The sequence below is a fragment of the Amycolatopsis sp. NPDC104819 genome (assembly GCF_055583145.1).
In genome coordinates, this window is sequence record NZ_JBVJON010000004.1 from 72,900 (window position 1) to 88,780 (window position 15,881).

Annotated in this window: 13 protein-coding genes; 10 read left to right on the forward strand and 3 right to left on the reverse strand. The window is 69.1% G+C overall.

What is annotated here, in order from left to right; all coding sequences use genetic code 11:
* Positions 1–38: 38 nt before the first annotated feature.
* The 3 genes from ACZ63E_RS13115 to ACZ63E_RS13125 are packed head-to-tail and all read left to right on the forward strand — an operon-like array spanning position 39 to position 2,508.
* Positions 39–755, forward strand: coding sequence for a response regulator transcription factor (locus ACZ63E_RS13115; RefSeq protein WP_465336168.1), 717 nt, complete (start codon positions 39–41; stop codon positions 753–755).
* Positions 752–2,071, forward strand: a complete 1,320-nt coding sequence (locus ACZ63E_RS13120; protein WP_465336169.1) for an ATP-binding protein — start codon at positions 752–754, stop codon at positions 2,069–2,071. The genes ACZ63E_RS13115 and ACZ63E_RS13120 overlap by 4 nt, the downstream gene beginning before the upstream one ends.
* Before the next feature lie 47 nt (positions 2,072–2,118).
* Positions 2,119–2,508: a (deoxy)nucleoside triphosphate pyrophosphohydrolase gene (locus ACZ63E_RS13125; protein ID WP_465336170.1), complete on the forward strand. Its 390-nt coding sequence runs from the start codon at positions 2,119–2,121 to the stop codon at positions 2,506–2,508.
* A gap of 80 nt (positions 2,509–2,588) precedes the next feature.
* On the opposite strand, the gene trpS is transcribed toward ACZ63E_RS13125, so the two are convergent.
* Positions 2,589–3,554, reverse strand: a complete 966-nt coding sequence (trpS, locus tag ACZ63E_RS13130; protein WP_465336171.1) for a tryptophan--tRNA ligase — start codon at positions 3,552–3,554, stop codon at positions 2,589–2,591.
* Between the two features lie 213 nt (positions 3,555–3,767).
* Here trpS and ACZ63E_RS13135 point away from each other — a divergent pair, with 213 nt between their 5' ends.
* Positions 3,768–4,067: a YciI family protein gene (locus tag ACZ63E_RS13135; RefSeq protein WP_465336172.1), complete on the forward strand. Its 300-nt coding sequence runs from the start codon at positions 3,768–3,770 to the stop codon at positions 4,065–4,067.
* 12 nt (positions 4,068–4,079) lie between these two features.
* Here the strand turns inward: ACZ63E_RS13135 and ACZ63E_RS13140 are convergent, their stop codons facing one another.
* Positions 4,080–4,235, reverse strand: coding sequence for a hypothetical protein (locus ACZ63E_RS13140; RefSeq protein ID WP_465314257.1), 156 nt, complete (start codon positions 4,233–4,235; stop codon positions 4,080–4,082).
* A 194-nt stretch (positions 4,236–4,429) separates the two neighbouring features.
* Here ACZ63E_RS13140 and typA point away from each other — a divergent pair, with 194 nt between their 5' ends.
* From typA to ACZ63E_RS13170, 6 genes are all read left to right on the forward strand, one after another.
* Positions 4,430–6,355 carry a translational GTPase TypA gene (typA, locus tag ACZ63E_RS13145; RefSeq protein WP_465336173.1) on the forward strand — a complete coding sequence of 642 codons (1,926 nt, stop codon included), beginning with the start codon at positions 4,430–4,432 and terminating at the stop codon, positions 6,353–6,355.
* Between the two features lie 376 nt (positions 6,356–6,731).
* Positions 6,732–8,468, forward strand: coding sequence for an ABC transporter family substrate-binding protein (locus tag ACZ63E_RS13150; protein ID WP_465336174.1), 1,737 nt, complete (start codon positions 6,732–6,734; stop codon positions 8,466–8,468).
* A gap of 290 nt (positions 8,469–8,758) precedes the next feature.
* Positions 8,759–10,570 carry an ABC transporter family substrate-binding protein gene (locus tag ACZ63E_RS13155; protein WP_465336175.1) on the forward strand — a complete coding sequence of 604 codons (1,812 nt, stop codon included), beginning with the start codon at positions 8,759–8,761 and terminating at the stop codon, positions 10,568–10,570.
* Between the two features lie 188 nt (positions 10,571–10,758).
* The gene (locus ACZ63E_RS13160; RefSeq protein WP_465314253.1) at positions 10,759–11,775 is read left to right on the forward strand and encodes an ABC transporter permease; all 1,017 of its coding nucleotides are present in this window, start codon (positions 10,759–10,761) and stop codon (positions 11,773–11,775) included.
* Complete coding sequence (locus tag ACZ63E_RS13165; protein ID WP_465336176.1) at positions 11,768–12,697, forward strand: ABC transporter permease; 930 nt, start codon at positions 11,768–11,770, stop codon at positions 12,695–12,697. Before ACZ63E_RS13160 ends, ACZ63E_RS13165 begins: the two co-directional genes overlap by 8 nt.
* Before the next feature lie 82 nt (positions 12,698–12,779).
* Positions 12,780–13,796 carry an ABC transporter permease gene (locus ACZ63E_RS13170; RefSeq protein ID WP_465336177.1) on the forward strand — a complete coding sequence of 339 codons (1,017 nt, stop codon included), beginning with the start codon at positions 12,780–12,782 and terminating at the stop codon, positions 13,794–13,796.
* A gap of 241 nt (positions 13,797–14,037) precedes the next feature.
* On the opposite strand, the gene ACZ63E_RS13175 is transcribed toward ACZ63E_RS13170, so the two are convergent.
* The gene (locus ACZ63E_RS13175; protein ID WP_465336178.1) at positions 14,038–15,819 is read right to left on the reverse strand and encodes an ABC transporter ATP-binding protein; all 1,782 of its coding nucleotides are present in this window, start codon (positions 15,817–15,819) and stop codon (positions 14,038–14,040) included.
* Positions 15,820–15,881: the final 62 nt, after the last annotated feature.

The window sequence follows — 15,881 nt, forward strand, 5'->3', positions numbered from 1 at the left end:
CGTGCTGAGAGATCCCACAGGACCTGCGCAAACCGGCCATGATGAGGAGCGTGAAACCTCGGGTGCTGGTGGTCGACGACGAACCGGGCGTGCGGAAGGCGCTGCAGCGCGGGCTGCGCGCGGAGGACATGGACGTGGTCACTGCCGCGGACGGCCCCACCGGCCTGCAGCTGGCGGGCACCGGCTCGTTCGACGTCATCCTGCTCGACATCATGCTGCCCGGTCTGTCCGGTTACCGCGTGCTGGAGCGGCTGCGCAAGGACGGCGTCACGACGCCGGTGCTGCTCGTCTCGGCCAAGGACGGCGAGATCGACCAGGCCGACGGCCTCGACCTGGGCGCCGACGGGTACCTCGTCAAGCCGTTCTCCTTCGTGGTGCTGGTCGCGCAGGTCCGCGCGGTGCTCCGCCGCGCCGGGCCGGAAGCGGGCCGCGGCACGCTGAAGCTCGGCGCGCTGGCGGTCGACCGCGGGCTGCGGCAGGTGCACTGGAACGGCGAGGAGGTCGGCCTGAGCCCCCGCGAGTTCGCGCTGCTCGAGGTGCTCGTCGGGCGCGCGGGCACGGTCGTCACGAAGGACGAGCTGCTGCGCGCGGTGTGGGGTGAGGAGCAGGCCGTGACGCGCAACCTCGTCGAGGTGTACGTCGGGTACGTGCGGCGCAAGCTCGACGCCGTCGGCGCGGGCGCGCTGCTGCGGACCGTGCGCGGGCACGGCTACCTGGCTTCGGACGCCCAGCTCGACGAGGTCATCACCCCGTGATCCCGTGGTGGCGGGGCCGGTCCCTGCAGGTCCGGATCACCGTCCTGGCCGCGACGATCACCCTGGCCTGCCTGCTCGGGCTGGCCGCGCTGGCCGCGGCGAAGCTGTCCCCGCTGCTCATCGACTCGGTCGACCGCGAGCTGGCGGGCGCGCTCGGCCCGGCGAGCGCCGAGGTGGGCGCGGGACGGCCGCTCTCCGGCGCGGCGCCGGTGACCCTGCGGGTGCTGGACATCTCGGGCGCGCCGGTGGACGGCGGCACACCGTCCGGGCTGTCGCCTTCGGACGTCTCGACGCTCAAGGCCGGGCAGCCGGTCCAGGTCGACGGCGCGCGGTACCTCGGCACGGTCGTCAGCGCGCCGGACGGGGCGCAACGGCTGGTCGTCGCGGGAGCCGGCCTGGTCGGGTTCTCGGCCGCGGTGCACTACGGCGGGGTGTGGCTGGTGGTCGTCGCGTCGGTCGGCGCGCTGGTCGCGGGCCTGGCGACGTGGCTGGTGGTGCGGCTGTCGCTGCGGCCGGTGGCGCGCATGCGCGGTTCGGTGCGCTCGCTGCCGCCGGGCGCGCGGCTGGCCCTGCCGGACTCCCACGACGAGCTGCGCGCGCTCGCGGAGGAGTTCAACGCGCTGCTGGAGCGGCAGGAACAGGCGAGCGACCGGCTCCGGCGCTTCACCGGCGACGCCGCGCACGAGCTGCGGTCGCCGGTCGCGTCGATCCGGGTGCAGGCCGAGGTGGCTGTGACGAACCCGGATCCGGAGCTTTCGCAGGAGACGTTGTCGGACATCTTGACCGAGGCCGAGCGGCTCTCGTCGCTGCTCGACGGGCTGCTGTCGCTGGCCCGATCGGACGCGGGGGAGGTGCCGGCCGCGGAGCCGGTCGAGCTGGTCAGCGAGGTGCGCGCGGCCGTCGCGCGGCTGCCGGCGGGAGCTCCGGAGACGCGGGTGAGCAATGCCGTCGCGCAGGCCTGGGCGTCGTCCGCGCACGCCGAGGTGGAGCTGGTGCTGGACAACCTCCTGCGCAACGCGTGCCGCTATGCACGTGGCGAGATCGTGGTGTCGGTGCTGGCGTCGCGGGCGTCGGTGCGGGTGGTCGTCGACGACGACGGCCCGGGCATCGCGCCGGAGCACCGCGAGAAGGTGTTCGACCGCTTCTACCGGATCGCCGACGACCGGGCCCGGTCGTCCGGCGGGACGGGACTCGGGCTGGCGATGGTGGCGGAGACGGTCCGGCGGCGCGGCGGGCGCGTCCAGGTGGGGGAGTCGCCGGACGGCGGCGCGCGGTTCGTGGCCGTCTGGCGTACGGCCGCGGGCGGGGAAGCGTGACGGCTCGGCGAGGCCGGGGAAGCGGCTTCCGGGTAGATTCCGGGGCTGTGAACGGTGTGATCGTGGGTGCCGCCCTGGTGCGTGACGGCAAGCTGCTGGCCCAGCAGCGGGCCTGGCCGCCGGGGCACGCGGGGCAGTGGGAGCTGCCCGGCGGACGGGTCGAGGCCGGGGAGTCGGACGCCTTCGCGCTGGCCCGCGAGTGCAGTGAGGAGCTCGACGTCGTCATCGAGGTCGGCGACCGCGTCGGGCCGGAGGTGCCGCTGCCGGGGGACAAGGTCCTGCGCATCTACGCCGCGAAGCTCGTCTCGCCCGGCGAAGAGCCGCGCGCGGTGGAGCACCTCGCGGTCCAGTGGCTCGGGCCCGACGACCTGGACGACGTCGACTGGCTGCCCGCCGACCGCATCCTGCTGCCGACTTTTCGCGCGCTGCTGGCCTGACCGCGCGCGCCGGTTCGAGAGGCTGCACGCCTGGCCCGGAGGTGGCGGCGAGAGCTCCGCCGCCACCGCTCACCCGACCTTCAACAGGCGCCGATCATCCGCAGCGCCGCGTCGACCCGGTGGGCGCCGCGTTCCCGCGCGCGCTCGGCGCCGGCTTTGCGGACCTTCTCCAGCTCGGCGGCGTCTTCCAGCAGGGTTAACGCTCGTTCACGCACGGGCCGCAGCTCTTCGATCACGGCGTCCGCGACGGCGTCCTTCACCGCTCCGTACGACGTGAACTCCTCGGCCAGGTCCGCCGGCGAACCACCCCGGCACGCGGCGAGGATCTCCAGCAGGTTCGCCATCCCCGGCCGGGTGTCCGGGCTGTGCACCGGCACCGAACCGCCGTCGGTGACCGCGCGGCGGATCTTGCGGCGGACCTGGTCGGGTTCGTCGAGCACGAACACCACGCCGACCGCGTCCCGCGTCGACTTCGACATCTTGCGCGTCGGGTCGGTCAGGTCCTTCACCCGCGCGCCCGCGGGCGGGAGCACCGCCTCCGGGATCGTGAACACCTCGCCGTACGTGCTGTTGAAGCGCTTGGCGAGCGTGCGCGTCAGCTCGACGTGCTGGCGCTGGTCCTCGCCGACCGGCACCTCGTCCGCGCCCTGCAGGAGGATGTCCGCGGCCATCAGCGCCGGGTAGGTCAGCAGCGACAGCCGCACGCCCGCCTGGCCCTTCGACTTCTCCCTGAACTGGATCATCCGCGCGGCCTCGCCGTAGTTGCAGGTGCACTCCAGGACCCAGGTCAGCGCGCCCAGCTCGCGGGCCAGGTCGGACTGGACGAACACGCGCTCGGGGTCGATGCCGGCGGCGATGAGCACGGCGAGCTGCTCGCTCGCCAAGGATCGGAGTTTCGCCGGGTTGTGCGGGGTCGTCATGCCGTGCAGGTCGGCGACGAAGTACAGGTCGTCCGGCCCGCCTTCGCGAGCCCAGCGGCGGACGGCGCCGAGGTGGTTGCCGAGGTGGACGTGACCCGACGGCGTGATGCCGGACAGCTTGCTCATGTGTCTTCCCTTCGAGGTGGGACCACCCCGGGAGAAGGCACAAAAAAGGCCGCCCGTCCGGGGCGGCCGCTGGAGTTCAGCGCAGGGTCAGTGGGCCGCCGAGGGCGGCCACCAGCTGGCAGTCTGCGCGTGCATGCCCCGACTATAGCCCGATCCGTCAACACTCGGTCACGACGGCCGCGCGCCGGGCCGGACGGGTCTACCGTCTTAACCATGTATGTCGTCCTGCTGAACTACACGGCTCCGATCGAGGAAATCGACTACGCGTTGCCCGACCACGCGGAGTGGCTGAACAAGCAGTACGAGCACGGCCACTTCCTCGCGTCCGGGCGGCGGAACCCGCGCGTCGGCGGCGTGATCATCACGCGGCCGATGTCCCGCGGGAAGCTGGACGCGATCCTGGCGTCCGACCCGTTCGCGGTGAAGCACCTCGCGCAGTACGAGGTGATCGAGTTCTCGCCGACGAAGACGGCGCCCGAACTGCGCCAGGTCAACGAGGCGGTGGCGCACTGAGCCAGCCGGAAGCTAGGCGGCGAGGTCCAGCTTCTCCTTCGCCTTTTTCAGCGCGAGCACCGGGCACTTCTTGCAGCGCGGCTTCGACCGGCAGCACTTCTTCTTGACCTTGCCGGCCTTCATCAGCTTGCGCACGACCTTTCGCGGGTCCTGCGGCTTCTTGCCCACGCGCACGCACCTTCCGATTCGGCGACGTTCACCGGGTTTCCACGTTAGGTCAGCCTAACCGACGTGGGGGCGTGGGGCCGCTCACAATGGGGTGGCAGGTATCCTGGGTGAGGTCCGCGTGTGACCAGAGCCGGTCACGGGATGCCTGACGGGCTTACGCGGCCATCCAACCCTTGAAGTTCAGGAGTTCTCGCGTGCCCGCAGCCAGCGCTACCGTCGAAACCGGCCGGGCGACCGGTAAGACCCGGCCCGACCTGCGCAACGTCGCGATCGTCGCCCACGTCGACCACGGCAAGACGACCCTCGTGGACGCCATGCTCCGGCAGTCCGGCGCCTTCGCCGAACGCGCCGAGGTCGTCGACCGCGTGATGGACTCCGGGGAGCTGGAGCGCGAAAAGGGCATCACGATCCTCGCGAAGAACACCTCCATCCACCGCCAGACGCCCGAGGGCTCGGTGACGATCAACGTCATCGACACCCCCGGCCACGCCGACTTCGGCGGTGAGGTCGAGCGCGGCCTGGCCATGGTCGACGGCGTCGTCCTGCTGGTCGACGCGTCCGAGGGCCCGCTCCCGCAGACCCGCTTCGTGCTGCGCAAGACCCTCGAAGCCGGCCTGCCGGTGATCCTGCTGGTCAACAAGACCGACCGGCCGGACGCCCGCATCGCCGAGGTCGTCGAGGAGACCCACGACCTGCTGCTCGAGCTGGCCAGCGACATCGAGGACGCCGACCACGACGCGATCCTCGACCTCCCGGTCGTCTACGCCTCCGCGCGCGCCGGCAAGGCGAGCCTCGAGCAGCCCGCCGACGGCGAGATCCCCGAGAGCGAGAACCTCGACCCGCTGTTCGACACGCTGCTCCGGCACGTGCCGCCGCCGGCCGCCGACCTCGACGCGCCGCTGCAGGCGCTGGTCACCAACCTCGACGCGTCCAACTTCCTCGGCCGCATCGCGCTGATCCGCATCCACGCCGGCAAGCTCCGCAAGGGCCAGACCGTGGCCTGGATGCGTGAGGACGGCACCACGCAGAACGTCCGCATCTCCGAGCTGCTGGTCACCGAGGCGCTCACCCGCGTCCCGGCGACCGAGGCCAGCGCGGGCGAGCTCGTCGCCATCGCCGGCATCCCGGACATCACGATCGGCGACACGCTCGCCGACTCCGAGACGCCGGTGGCGCTGCCCCGGATCACCGTCGACGAGCCCGCCATCTCGATGACGATCGGCGTGAACACCTCGCCGCTGGCCGGGCGCAACGGTGGTGACAAGGTCACCGCGCGGCTGGTCAAGGCCCGCCTCGACCAGGAGCTGATCGGCAACGTCTCGATCCGCGTCCTGCCGACCGAGCGCCCCGACACCTGGGAGGTCCAGGGCCGTGGCGAGCTGGCGCTGGCCATCCTCGTCGAGCAGATGCGGCGCGAGGGCTTCGAGCTGACCGTCGGCAAGCCGCAGGTGGTGCTGCGCACGATCGACGGCAAGCTGCACGAGCCGTTCGAGCGCCTCTACATCGACTCGCCGGAAGAGCACCTCGGCGCGATCACCCAGCTCCTGGCCGCCCGCAAGGGCCGCATGGAGGACATGAGCGGCAACGGCAGCGGCCGGATCAAGCTCGAGTACGTGCTCCCGTCGCGCGGCCTGATCAGCTTCCGCACCGACTTCCTCACCGAGACCCGCGGCACCGGCATCGCGAACCACGTGTTCGAGGGCTACTTCCCGTGGGCGGGCGAGATCCGCACCCGGCACAGCGGCTCCTTGGTCGCCGACCGGACCGGCCCGGTCACCGCGTACGCGATGATCCAGCTGGCCGACCGCGGCACGTTCTTCGTCGAGCCGGGCGCCGAGGTGTACGAGGGCATGGTCGTGGGCGAGAACCCGCGCTTCGAGGACCTCGACATCAACATCACCAAGGAGAAGAAGCTGACGAACATGCGTCAGTCCTCCGCCGACGTGATGGAGACGCTGGCCCGCCCGCGCAAGATGGGCCTGGAAGAGGCGCTGGAGTTCTGCTCGGTCGACGAGTGCGTCGAGGTCGCGCCGGCGGTCGTCCGCGTCCGCAAGGTCACGCTCGACGTCAACACCCGCGCGAAGGAGCGTTCGCGCGCGAAGAGCCGCGACAACGCCTGATCCGAAATCGCGAAAACCTCCCGGTGGTCACCGCCGGGAGGTTTTTCGTTTCCGCCGTCAGTCACCCTGGGTGGATATCCGGCCGACCCGAAGTCACGAATTCGGCCGTTCTTCTCCTTATATCTTTATAGGGCTCCGACGGCTTCGAAGCCTGGTGTTCACCCTCGCGTGAATCCCGTCCCGTGTCCGGGCCGTGTTCGTTCCGCCGTTCCGGAACGGTCCGGGAACCCGGACGGTCCTCCGTGCGTCCTTTTCGATAGCGGCCACCTTGGGGTGCCGGACCCGGCCGATCCGGGTGTGGGAATCTCGGTTCCGGACGCGAAGGCGGTCGTGGGAGCATGGCTGACCCGATCGGCGGAATCTGGGAGGACGGGGCGTGCGGGTGAATCGCAAGGCGGGGCCGGTACTGGCACTCGCGGCCGTGCTGCTCGCCGCCTGCTCGAACACCCCGCCACCGCCGGTCGTCTCGTCGTCGGTGGCACCCGTGTCGACCACCGGCAAGACGCCGTCGCAGATCGTCGTCGGGGTCGACGACGTGCTCGGCGGGTACAACCCGCACAACCTCGCGGACTCCTCGCAGGTGACCTCGGCGCTCTCGCAGCTGCTGCTGCCCTCGGTGTTCCGCCAGAAGGACGACGGCAGCACCCAGCTGGACAAGAACCTCATGAAGTCCGCGTCGGTGGTCTCGCAGCAGCCGTTCGTGGTCGGGTACGACATCCGGCCGGACGCGTCCTGGTCCGACGGCGCGCCCATCGCCGCCGAGGACTTCGACTACCTGCGCACCCAGATGCGCGACCAGCCCGGCGTGATCGGGCCCGCCGGCTACCGGCAGATCACCGACCTGCAGTCCCGCGAAGGCGGCAAGCGCGTCGAGGTTACCTTCGCGAAGCCGTATCCCGGCTGGCAGACGCTCTTCTCGGACCTGCTGCCCGCGCACCTGCTCAAGGACGCCCCCGACGGCTGGCGCGGGGCGCTGGCCTCGAACTTCCCGGCCATCGCCGGCCCGTTCTCGATCAAGAGCCTCGACACCGCCCGCGGCGAGGTCATCCTCGAGCGCAACGAGCGCTACTGGGAGAAACCCGCCGCGATCGACCGGATCGTGCTGCGCCGCTCGGACCCGCAGACCCTGCTGGCCGCGCTGCAGAGCGGCAACGACCAGTTCGCGCTGGCCAGGACCACCGGCGACCAGCTCAAGCGGCTCGGCGACCTCGGCCCGGCGGTCAAGCTGCACACCGTGGCCCGGCCGCTGGTGGCCGACGTGCTGCTGCGCCCGGTCAGCGCCACCCTGCACGACACGCAGGTCCGCGCGGGGATCGCCGCGCTCATCGACCGGAGCAAGCTGATCACCGAAGGGGTCAACGGCGGCCCGTCGTCGGCGCTGCACGCCGACGCCCAGGTGAAGGCGCCGTCGGTCAGCGGGTACTCGGCGACCATCCCGCCCGGCCCGCCGACCGCGCCCGACATCGCGAAGGCCGAGGAGTCGCTGAAGGCGGCCGGCTACACCAAGACCGCGGGCAGCTGGCGCAAGAACGGCAAGGCGCTTTCGCTGGTCATCGCCTCGCCCGGCACCCAGGAGCCGTACGCGTCGATCGCCAAGGAGCTCACCGGCCAGCTCGCCGCGCAGGGCATCGAGGTCAACCCGATCACGCCGCAGCCGCGTGACCTGTTCAGCGGCCTGCTCGCGATGCCGGTCGTCGACGGGGTCCAGCAGCCGACCGGCGACTCGGCGGGCAACGTCGGGATCGACATCGCCGTCGTGCCGCAGGCGGCCGGCGGCGACACGGCGTCGGTGCTCGCGTCGACGTTCGGCTGCCGGCTGGAGCAGACCGCCACGACCGCCGAACCGAACAAACCCGTCGTTCCGGGCAATTCGGCCGGATTCTGCGACCCGGCGCTGCAACCGTCGATCGACGCGGCGCTGTCCGGGTCGACCCCGATCGCCGAAGCGCTGACCACTCTTGAGCCTGAACTTTGGCGCCAGAACGTGGTGATTCCGCTGTTCCAGATGGCTGACACCCTGGCGATCGGCTCCGGCATCTCGGGCGTCACACCGGGTCCCCCCATGGTGGGCCCGTTCGGGTCGGCGGTGAACTGGACTCGCGGCCCGAAGTAATCGCTCGGCTACGCATTCAGTACTACCGGGTGATCTTCACTGACGCCTTCGAGTAGGAGTCTTTGAATCCGTGAGGTAACCGTCGTATTTCTGGATGTCCACTGGAAGTCACCCTTTGGTCACGATCGACCCTGAACTGGTGACTGTCGGTGCTTTTCCTTTCTAGCGTGCACCCGCAGTGCGCCAGTTGAGTGTCGCTTGGCGTGTCGTAGGCTCCGGCCCATCCAAACCGGAGCGGTGTGGGCCCTTGTCCCGATATTCAAGGGCTCAGTGCTAGGAGGGCACACTTCATGAGGAGATCCAAAGCAGTCTCCGCTTTGTCGCTCGTCGCCGGCGCTTCGCTGCTGCTGAGCGCCTGCAGCGGCGGCGATTCGGGTTCGGGCAGCACGGACACCAACGGATCGTCGACCGACGTCAAGGCGATGGCTGTCGGCAAGGCCGAGACCGGTGACCTGTTCAAGCTCGCGGACACGCAGGCGTACGACGGTACCGTCACGATCGGTATCGACGACGGGTACTCGGGGTACAACAACCAGACCCCGGACACCAACAGCTCGTACAACAACTACATCCTGGCCGCGGTGCTCTCCGGTACGTTGAAGCTCGACGGCAACAACAAGGTGCTGCTGAACAGCGACGTCTTCGAGTCGTGGGACGTCACGTCGAAGGAACCGCAGCAGGTCACCTACAAGATCAAGCCGAACATCAAGTGGTCGGACGGTCAGCCGTACGACTGCAAGGACATGTACCTGGCGTGGCTGTCGCAGAGCGGCCTGGCCAAGGGCCCGGACGGCAAGAACCCGTTCAACTCGGCTTCGACCACCGGCTACTCGCTGATCAACAAGGCGACCTGCAAGGACAACCTGACCTTCGTCACCGACTACAGCGAGCCGTACCTCGACTACAAGGGCCTGTTCAACGCTCCGGCGATCATGCCCGCGCACATCCTCGAGGCCAAGACCGGCATCGCCGACATCACCAAGCTGGCCCCGACCGGCGACCCGGCCCAGGTCAAGGCCGCCGGTGACTTCTGGACGAACGAGTGGAAGGGCTTCAAGGCGGACATCATGCCGTCGTCGGGCCCGTACAAGATCACCGCGTTCGACGCCAACCAGAAGGCCGTCACCCTCGAGAAGAACCCGCAGTGGGCGGGCGGCAAGGGTGGCCCGTCGAAGATCGTCGTCCGCGCCATGGAAGACACCAAGGCCATGGCGACCGCGCTGCAGAACGGTGAGATCGACGTCGCGGCGTCGACCCAGCCGGACGCCACCGCGGCCCAGACGATGAAGGGCCTCGCGGCGCAGGGCGTGACCTACGGTTCGGCCCCGCAGCTGACCTACGAGCACCTCGACCTGAACTTCAAGCGCATGTTCGCGGACAAGGACCTGCGCAAGGCGTTCTTCGAGTCGGTGAACCGCAAGGAGATCACCGACAAGCTGCTCAAGGAGGTCCAGGCGGACGCGGAGCCGCTCAACAGCCTGGTGTTCTTCCAGGGTGAAGAGGGCTACACCGACCTGTACAGCAGCAAGGCGGGCCTGGGCGCCGACGCGGCGGCCAAGACCCTGACCGACGCCGGCTGGGTCAAGGGTGGCGACGGCATCTTCGCGAAGAACGGCGTGCGTGCCTCGTTCAAGATCACGCACAACCAGAACGCGCGGCGCAGCCAGACCGTCGAGATCATCATCTCGCAGGCCAAGGCCGCGGGCATCGAGGTCAAGGACGAGACGGACGCCAACTTCCTCAAGGGTGGCCGCGTTTCGACCGGTGACTACGACATCGCGCTGTTCGGCTGGTCCGCCCAGCCGTTCAAGGCGGAGTCGCGCTCGATCTACGTCTGCCCGGACAACGGTGGTGAGCAGAACTACCAGGCGCTGTGCGACAAGAAGATCGACGACCCGTACACCGCCGCGGTGAAGGCCACCGACGAGCAGGTCAAGCTGCAGAAGTACCAGGAGGCCGACAAGGCCATCGCGGACGACTACGCTTCGCTGCCGCTGTTCCAGACGCCGAGCATGTGGGCGTTCAAGGGCGTCGACCGCGTCTACATGCAGTCGTACGACGGTGTTCTGTGGAACGTCGGCGAGTGGGAGCAGAAGAAGTAGGGCTCGTCCCGACTCTTCTTTCCCCTCGCTCCAGATGACCTGGGAGGTACCGGGGGTCCGGCCACAAGCCGGGCCCCCGGTACCCACCGGAAGTAGCTGTTGACCGTAGGGTTACCACCACTACGGTAGACAACCGGGTAGCGGTCCAGCGCACTTCTGACGACCAGGCCCGGATGAGGAGCAGTTCGTTGAACCTGGTGATCTACATCCTTCGCCGTCTGGCGATATCGATCCCCGTCCTGCTGGTCGGGACTTTCTTGTGTTTCGTCATGGTCGCCGGCACCGGCGACCCGCTGGGCGAGCTGCGGCAGAACCCGCAGATCAGCAAGGAAGCGCTGGCCGCCACGGCCACCAAGCTCGGTCTCGACCAGGGCATCATCCCCCGCTACTTCTCGTGGCTCGGTGACTTCCTGACCGGCGACTGGGGCATCTCCATCGCCCAGGGCAACGCCCTCGCGCCGGTCGCCCCCAAGGTGATGGCCGCGCTCGGCGTCACCTTCAAGCTGGTCGTCGGGGCCGAGATCCTCGCGCTGGTCATCGGCATCATCATCGGTGTGCTGGCCGCCGTGAAGCAGTACTCGATCATCGACTACATCGCGACGACCCTCGCCTTCCTGCTCTTCTCGATGCCGATCTTCTGCGTCGCGATCGTGTTGAAGCGCTACGCGATCGAGATCAACGGCTGGGTGCGCGACCTGGGCCTGTCCGACGTGCTCGGCAACCCGTGGCTGCGGACCACCAGCCCGGAGCAGCTGAAGACCGACGGCGTCGGGGACTTCATAACCAGCACGATCGGCGCGTACCTGCTGCCGACCCTGTCGATCATGGCGATCAGCTTCGCCGCGTACAGCCGGTTCCAGCGCGCCTCGATGCTCGAGGTCATGGGCTCGGACTACGTGCGCACCGCGCGTGCCAAGGGCCTGGCCAACGGCCGGGTCATCTTCCGGCACGCGTTCCGCAACGCCCTCATCCCGGTGACGACGCTGTTCTCGGTGAACTTCGGCTCGGTCCTCGCCGGCGCCATCATCACGGAGACGGTCTTCAACTGGCACGGTATGGGCACGCTGCTGGTGGAAGCGGTCACGAAGAACGACACTCAGGTCATGATGGGCTGGCTCGTGGTGATCGCCTCCCTCGTGATCATCGCCAACCTGATCGCCGACCTGATGTACGGCATCCTGGACCCGAGGATTCGCGTTGGCTGACTTGAACTCTCTTATCGCGAGCGAAGCCGCGAGCACCGAAGGCACGCTCCCTTCGGAAGCCCTGCCGGAGCCCCGCAGCCAGGGCAAGCTGGTGCTGCGCAAGTTCCTGCACCACAAGCTGGCGATGGCGTCGTCGGCCGTGCTGGTCCTCATCGTGCTGCTCAGCATCCTGATGCCGATCTTCTGGAAGCACAGCTACCAGGACAGCTCGTTCCCGTCCTTCGCCAAGCCCAGCGGCGACTTCCCGCTCGGCACGACCCAGGTCGGCAAGGACATGGTGTCGCAGGTGCTGCGCGGGACGCAGTACTCGCTGCTGATCGCGCTGACGGTGTCGATCCTCGCCACCGTGATCGGTGTGGTGTTCGGCGCGGTCGCCGGGTACCTGCGCGGGTTCACCGACTCGGCGATCTCCCGGGTGACGGACCTGTTCCTGATCATCCCGCAGATCGCCGCGGCGGCCATCCTCGCCAAGGTGTTCGGCGGCGGCACGTGGTACATCGTCGCGCTGGTGCTGTCGGCGTTCGCGTGGATGCCCATCGCCCGGATCACCCGGGCCGAAGCGATGTCGTTGTCGCAGCGTGAGTTCGTCGACGCGGCGCGCGCTTCGGGGGCCGGCGTCACCAGGATCATCTTCAAGCACCTGGTGCCGAACATGGTCGGCAGCATCACGGTCAACGCGACCCTCGCGGTCGCGCAGGCCGTGCTGGCGGAAGCCGCGCTGTCGTTCATCGGCCTCGGTGTCCAGCTGCCGGACACCTCGCTCGGCCGCGTCATCCTGGAGAACTACGCCCAGCTGCAGACGCGGCCGGCGCTGTTCTTCGGGCCGTTCATCGTGCTCGTGCTGATTTCACTGACGATCAACTTCATCGGTGACGGTCTTCGCGACGCCTTCGACCCGCGCCAGCGGAGAATGAAGGCCTGAACGCACCCGCGGGGGTGACCGGTGCTTCCGGTCACCCCCGCGGCCGTTCGTGCCGCGGGATCGCCGGACCTGGGGGTTTCGGATGAACCTCGTGCTCTACGTGCTCAGACGGCTGGTCATCTCGATCCCGGTCCTGCTGGTCGGCACGTTCCTCTGTTTTGTCATGGTGGCCAACACCGGCGACCCGCTCGGCGAGCTGCGGAGCAAACCCGGGATCAGCGCGTCGGCCATCGCCGACACCGAGCACAGGCTGGGCCTCGACCAGAGCGTCTTCGCCCGCTACTTCACCTGGCTCGGGCACTTCCTCAGCGGCGACTGGGGCATCTCGATCGCGCAGGGCAACGCGTTCACGCCGGTGCAGCCGAAGGTGATGGCCGCGTTCGGGGTGACGCTCGAGCTGGTGCTCGCGGCCTCGATCCTGGCGCTCTTCTTCGGCGTGCTGGTCGGGGTGCTCGCGGCGGTCAAGCAGTACTCGATCTGGGACTACGCGGCGACGACGCTGGCGTTCCTGATGTTCTCGATGCCCATCTTCTGCGTCGCGATCGTCCTCAAGGGATACGCGATCCGCGCCAACATCTGGGTGCGCGACCTGGGCCTGGCCGACGTCCTGGGCGACCCCTGGCTGCGCACGACGAGCCCGGAGAGCCTCTCGGCCACCGGAGTGGGTGACGCGCTCGCGAAGTACGTCGGCGCGTTCCTGCTGCCGACGCTGTCCATCATGGCGATCACGTTCGCGGCGTACAGCCGGTTCCAGCGGGCGTCGATGCTGGAGGTCCTGGGCGCCGACTACGTGCGTACGGCGCGCGCCAAGGGCGCGTCGAACAGCCGGGTGATCTGGCGCCACGCGTTCCGCAACGCGCTGATCCCGGTGATGACGCTGTTCTCGGTCAACTTCGGCGCCACGGTGACGGGCGCGATCATCACGGAGACGGTCTTCAACTGGCACGGCATGGGCACGCTGCTGGTGGAGGCGGTCAACAAGAACGACCCCCAGGTGCTGATGGGCTGGCTGGTGGTGATCGCGGCGAGCGTGGTGATCGCGAACCTGGTGGCGGACCTGTTGTACGGCATCCTGGACCCCCGAATCCGCGTCGGCTGACAGCTGCTTCCGGACGACACGCGTACCCGAGAAGCGAACACGCGTACCTGGCTGGACGACACGTCGGGGTCCGCTCCGAGGCGGTCGTGTCGTCCGTCCAGGTACGCGTGTTCGCTTCTCGGGTACGCGTGTCGTCCGTCGGTGTATCGACCTGGACCTGGGTCCGCGACGGCTGAGCTGCCCTGGAACGACGAAGGCCGCCACCCGAGCCGGGTGGCGGCCTTCAGTGCGTTTCAGAGCCTCAGTCGGCGACCGGGGCCAGCTTGCCGGCCTCCCAGGCCGCGCGGCGCTCGGCCTGCAGCACCGGGTCGGCGACCGGGGCCGCCGACAGCAGGCGGCGCGTGTAGTCCTGCTGCGGCGAGTGCAGCACCTGGTCACGCGTGCCGACCTCGACGAGCTTGCCGTGCTGCATCACCGCGACGCGGTCGGCGAGCAGGTCGACCACCGCCAGGTCGTGGCTGATGAACAGGCACGCGAACTGCAGCGACTGCTGCAGGTCGAGGAACAGGTCCAGCACGCGGGCCTGCACCGACACGTCGAGCGCGGACGTCGGCTCGTCGGCGATCAGCAGTGCCGGGTCGAGCGACAGCGCGCGGGCGATCGCGACGCGCTGGCGCTGGCCGCCCGAGAGCTCGTGCGGGTAGCGGTTCATGTAGTGCCCGCCCAGCTCGACCTTGTCGAGCAGCGACCGCACCCGGGCCGACAGCTCCTTGCCGCCCAGCACCTTGTGCAGCACCATCGGCTCGGCGATCGACTCGCCGATCGTCATCTTCGGGTCCAGGGTGGACGCCGGGTCCTGGAACACGATCGAGAAGAAGCGGCGCAGCGGCCGGATCTCCTTGGCCGACATCTTGGTGATGTCCTTGCCCGCGATCGCGATGGTGCCCTCGGTCGCGCGCAGCAGGCCGACGGCACAGCGGCCGACCGTCGTCTTGCCGGAGCCGGACTCGCCCACCAGGCCGACGATCTCGCCCTTGGCGATGGTCAGCGAGACGTCGTCGACCGCGCGGTTCTTGTTCTGGCCGCGGCGGCCGGGGTACTCGAGCACCAGGTTCTTGATCTCGAGGGCCGGCGCGGCCTCCTCGATCACGGCTTCCAGCTCGGCGTCGGCCAGCCGGATCTCCTCGGCGATCTTGGCCGCCTCGGTGCTGTCCGTGGCGATCCCGGCGTCGTCGAGCAGCCGGCGGCCCTCGGGGCGCTGGCCGAGCACCGGCACCGCGGCGAGCAGCCGCCGGGTGTAGTCCTCCTTCGGCGACGCGAACAGCTCGCGCACCGGCGCCTCTTCGACGATCTCGCCCTGGTACATCACGATGACGCGGTCGGCCATGTCGGCGACGACACCCATGTCGTGGGTGATCAGCACGATCGCGGTGTCGAGGGTGTCGCGCAGCTTGCGCAGCAGGCCGAGGATCTCCGCCTGCACGGTGACGTCGAGCGCGGTGGTCGGCTCGTCGGCGATGATCACCTGCGGGTCGCAGGCGATCGCCATGGCGATGACCACGCGCTGGCGCAGACCGCCGGAGAGCTGGTGCGGGTACTGCTTGAACCGCAGCGGCGGGTTCGGGATGCCGACCATGTCGAGCAGCTCGACGGCGCGCGCGTCCGCGGCGGCCTTGGAGATCTCCTGGTGGGAGCGCAGGGCCTCGCGCAGCTGCCAGCCGACGGTGTAGACCGGGTTCAGCGCGGTCATCGGCTCCTGGAAGATCATCGCGACCTGGTTGCCGCGGATCTTCTGCATGTCCTTCTCTTTGAGGTCCGCGAGGTTGCGCTCTCCGAGGCGGAGCTCGCCGGCGATCCGGCTGGTCTTGGGCAGCAGGCCCAGCACCGACATCGACGTGACGGACTTGCCGGACCCGGACTCCCCGACCACGGCGACGATCTCGCCGGGCTTGACGTCGAACCCGATGCCCTTGACGGCGTTCACGACGCCGTCCTCGGTCTGGAACGACACGCTCAGATCGGAGATCGACAGAACGGATCCGGACACGCCGGCGACGTCCGCCGAAGTTGCTTCAGTGCTCACCAAGATGCCCTTCGTGGGGGTACAGACGATCGCGACGCGGCGGTCGCGACTCGCGCGAGGAT

Excerpts from the sequence above, each read along its gene's own strand:
- ACZ63E_RS13155 (WP_465336175.1), top strand. The coding sequence starts at position 8,759 with ATGAGGAGATCCAAAGCAGTCTCCGCTTTGTCGCTCGTCGCCGGCGCT.
- trpS (WP_465336171.1), bottom strand. The coding sequence starts at position 3,554 with ATGAGCAAGCTGTCCGGCATCACGCCGTCGGGTCACGTCCACCTCGGC.
- ACZ63E_RS13135 (WP_465336172.1), top strand. The coding sequence starts at position 3,768 with ATGTATGTCGTCCTGCTGAACTACACGGCTCCGATCGAGGAAATCGAC.
- ACZ63E_RS13115 (WP_465336168.1), top strand. The coding sequence starts at position 39 with ATGATGAGGAGCGTGAAACCTCGGGTGCTGGTGGTCGACGACGAACCG.
- ACZ63E_RS13170 (WP_465336177.1), top strand. The coding sequence starts at position 12,780 with ATGAACCTCGTGCTCTACGTGCTCAGACGGCTGGTCATCTCGATCCCG.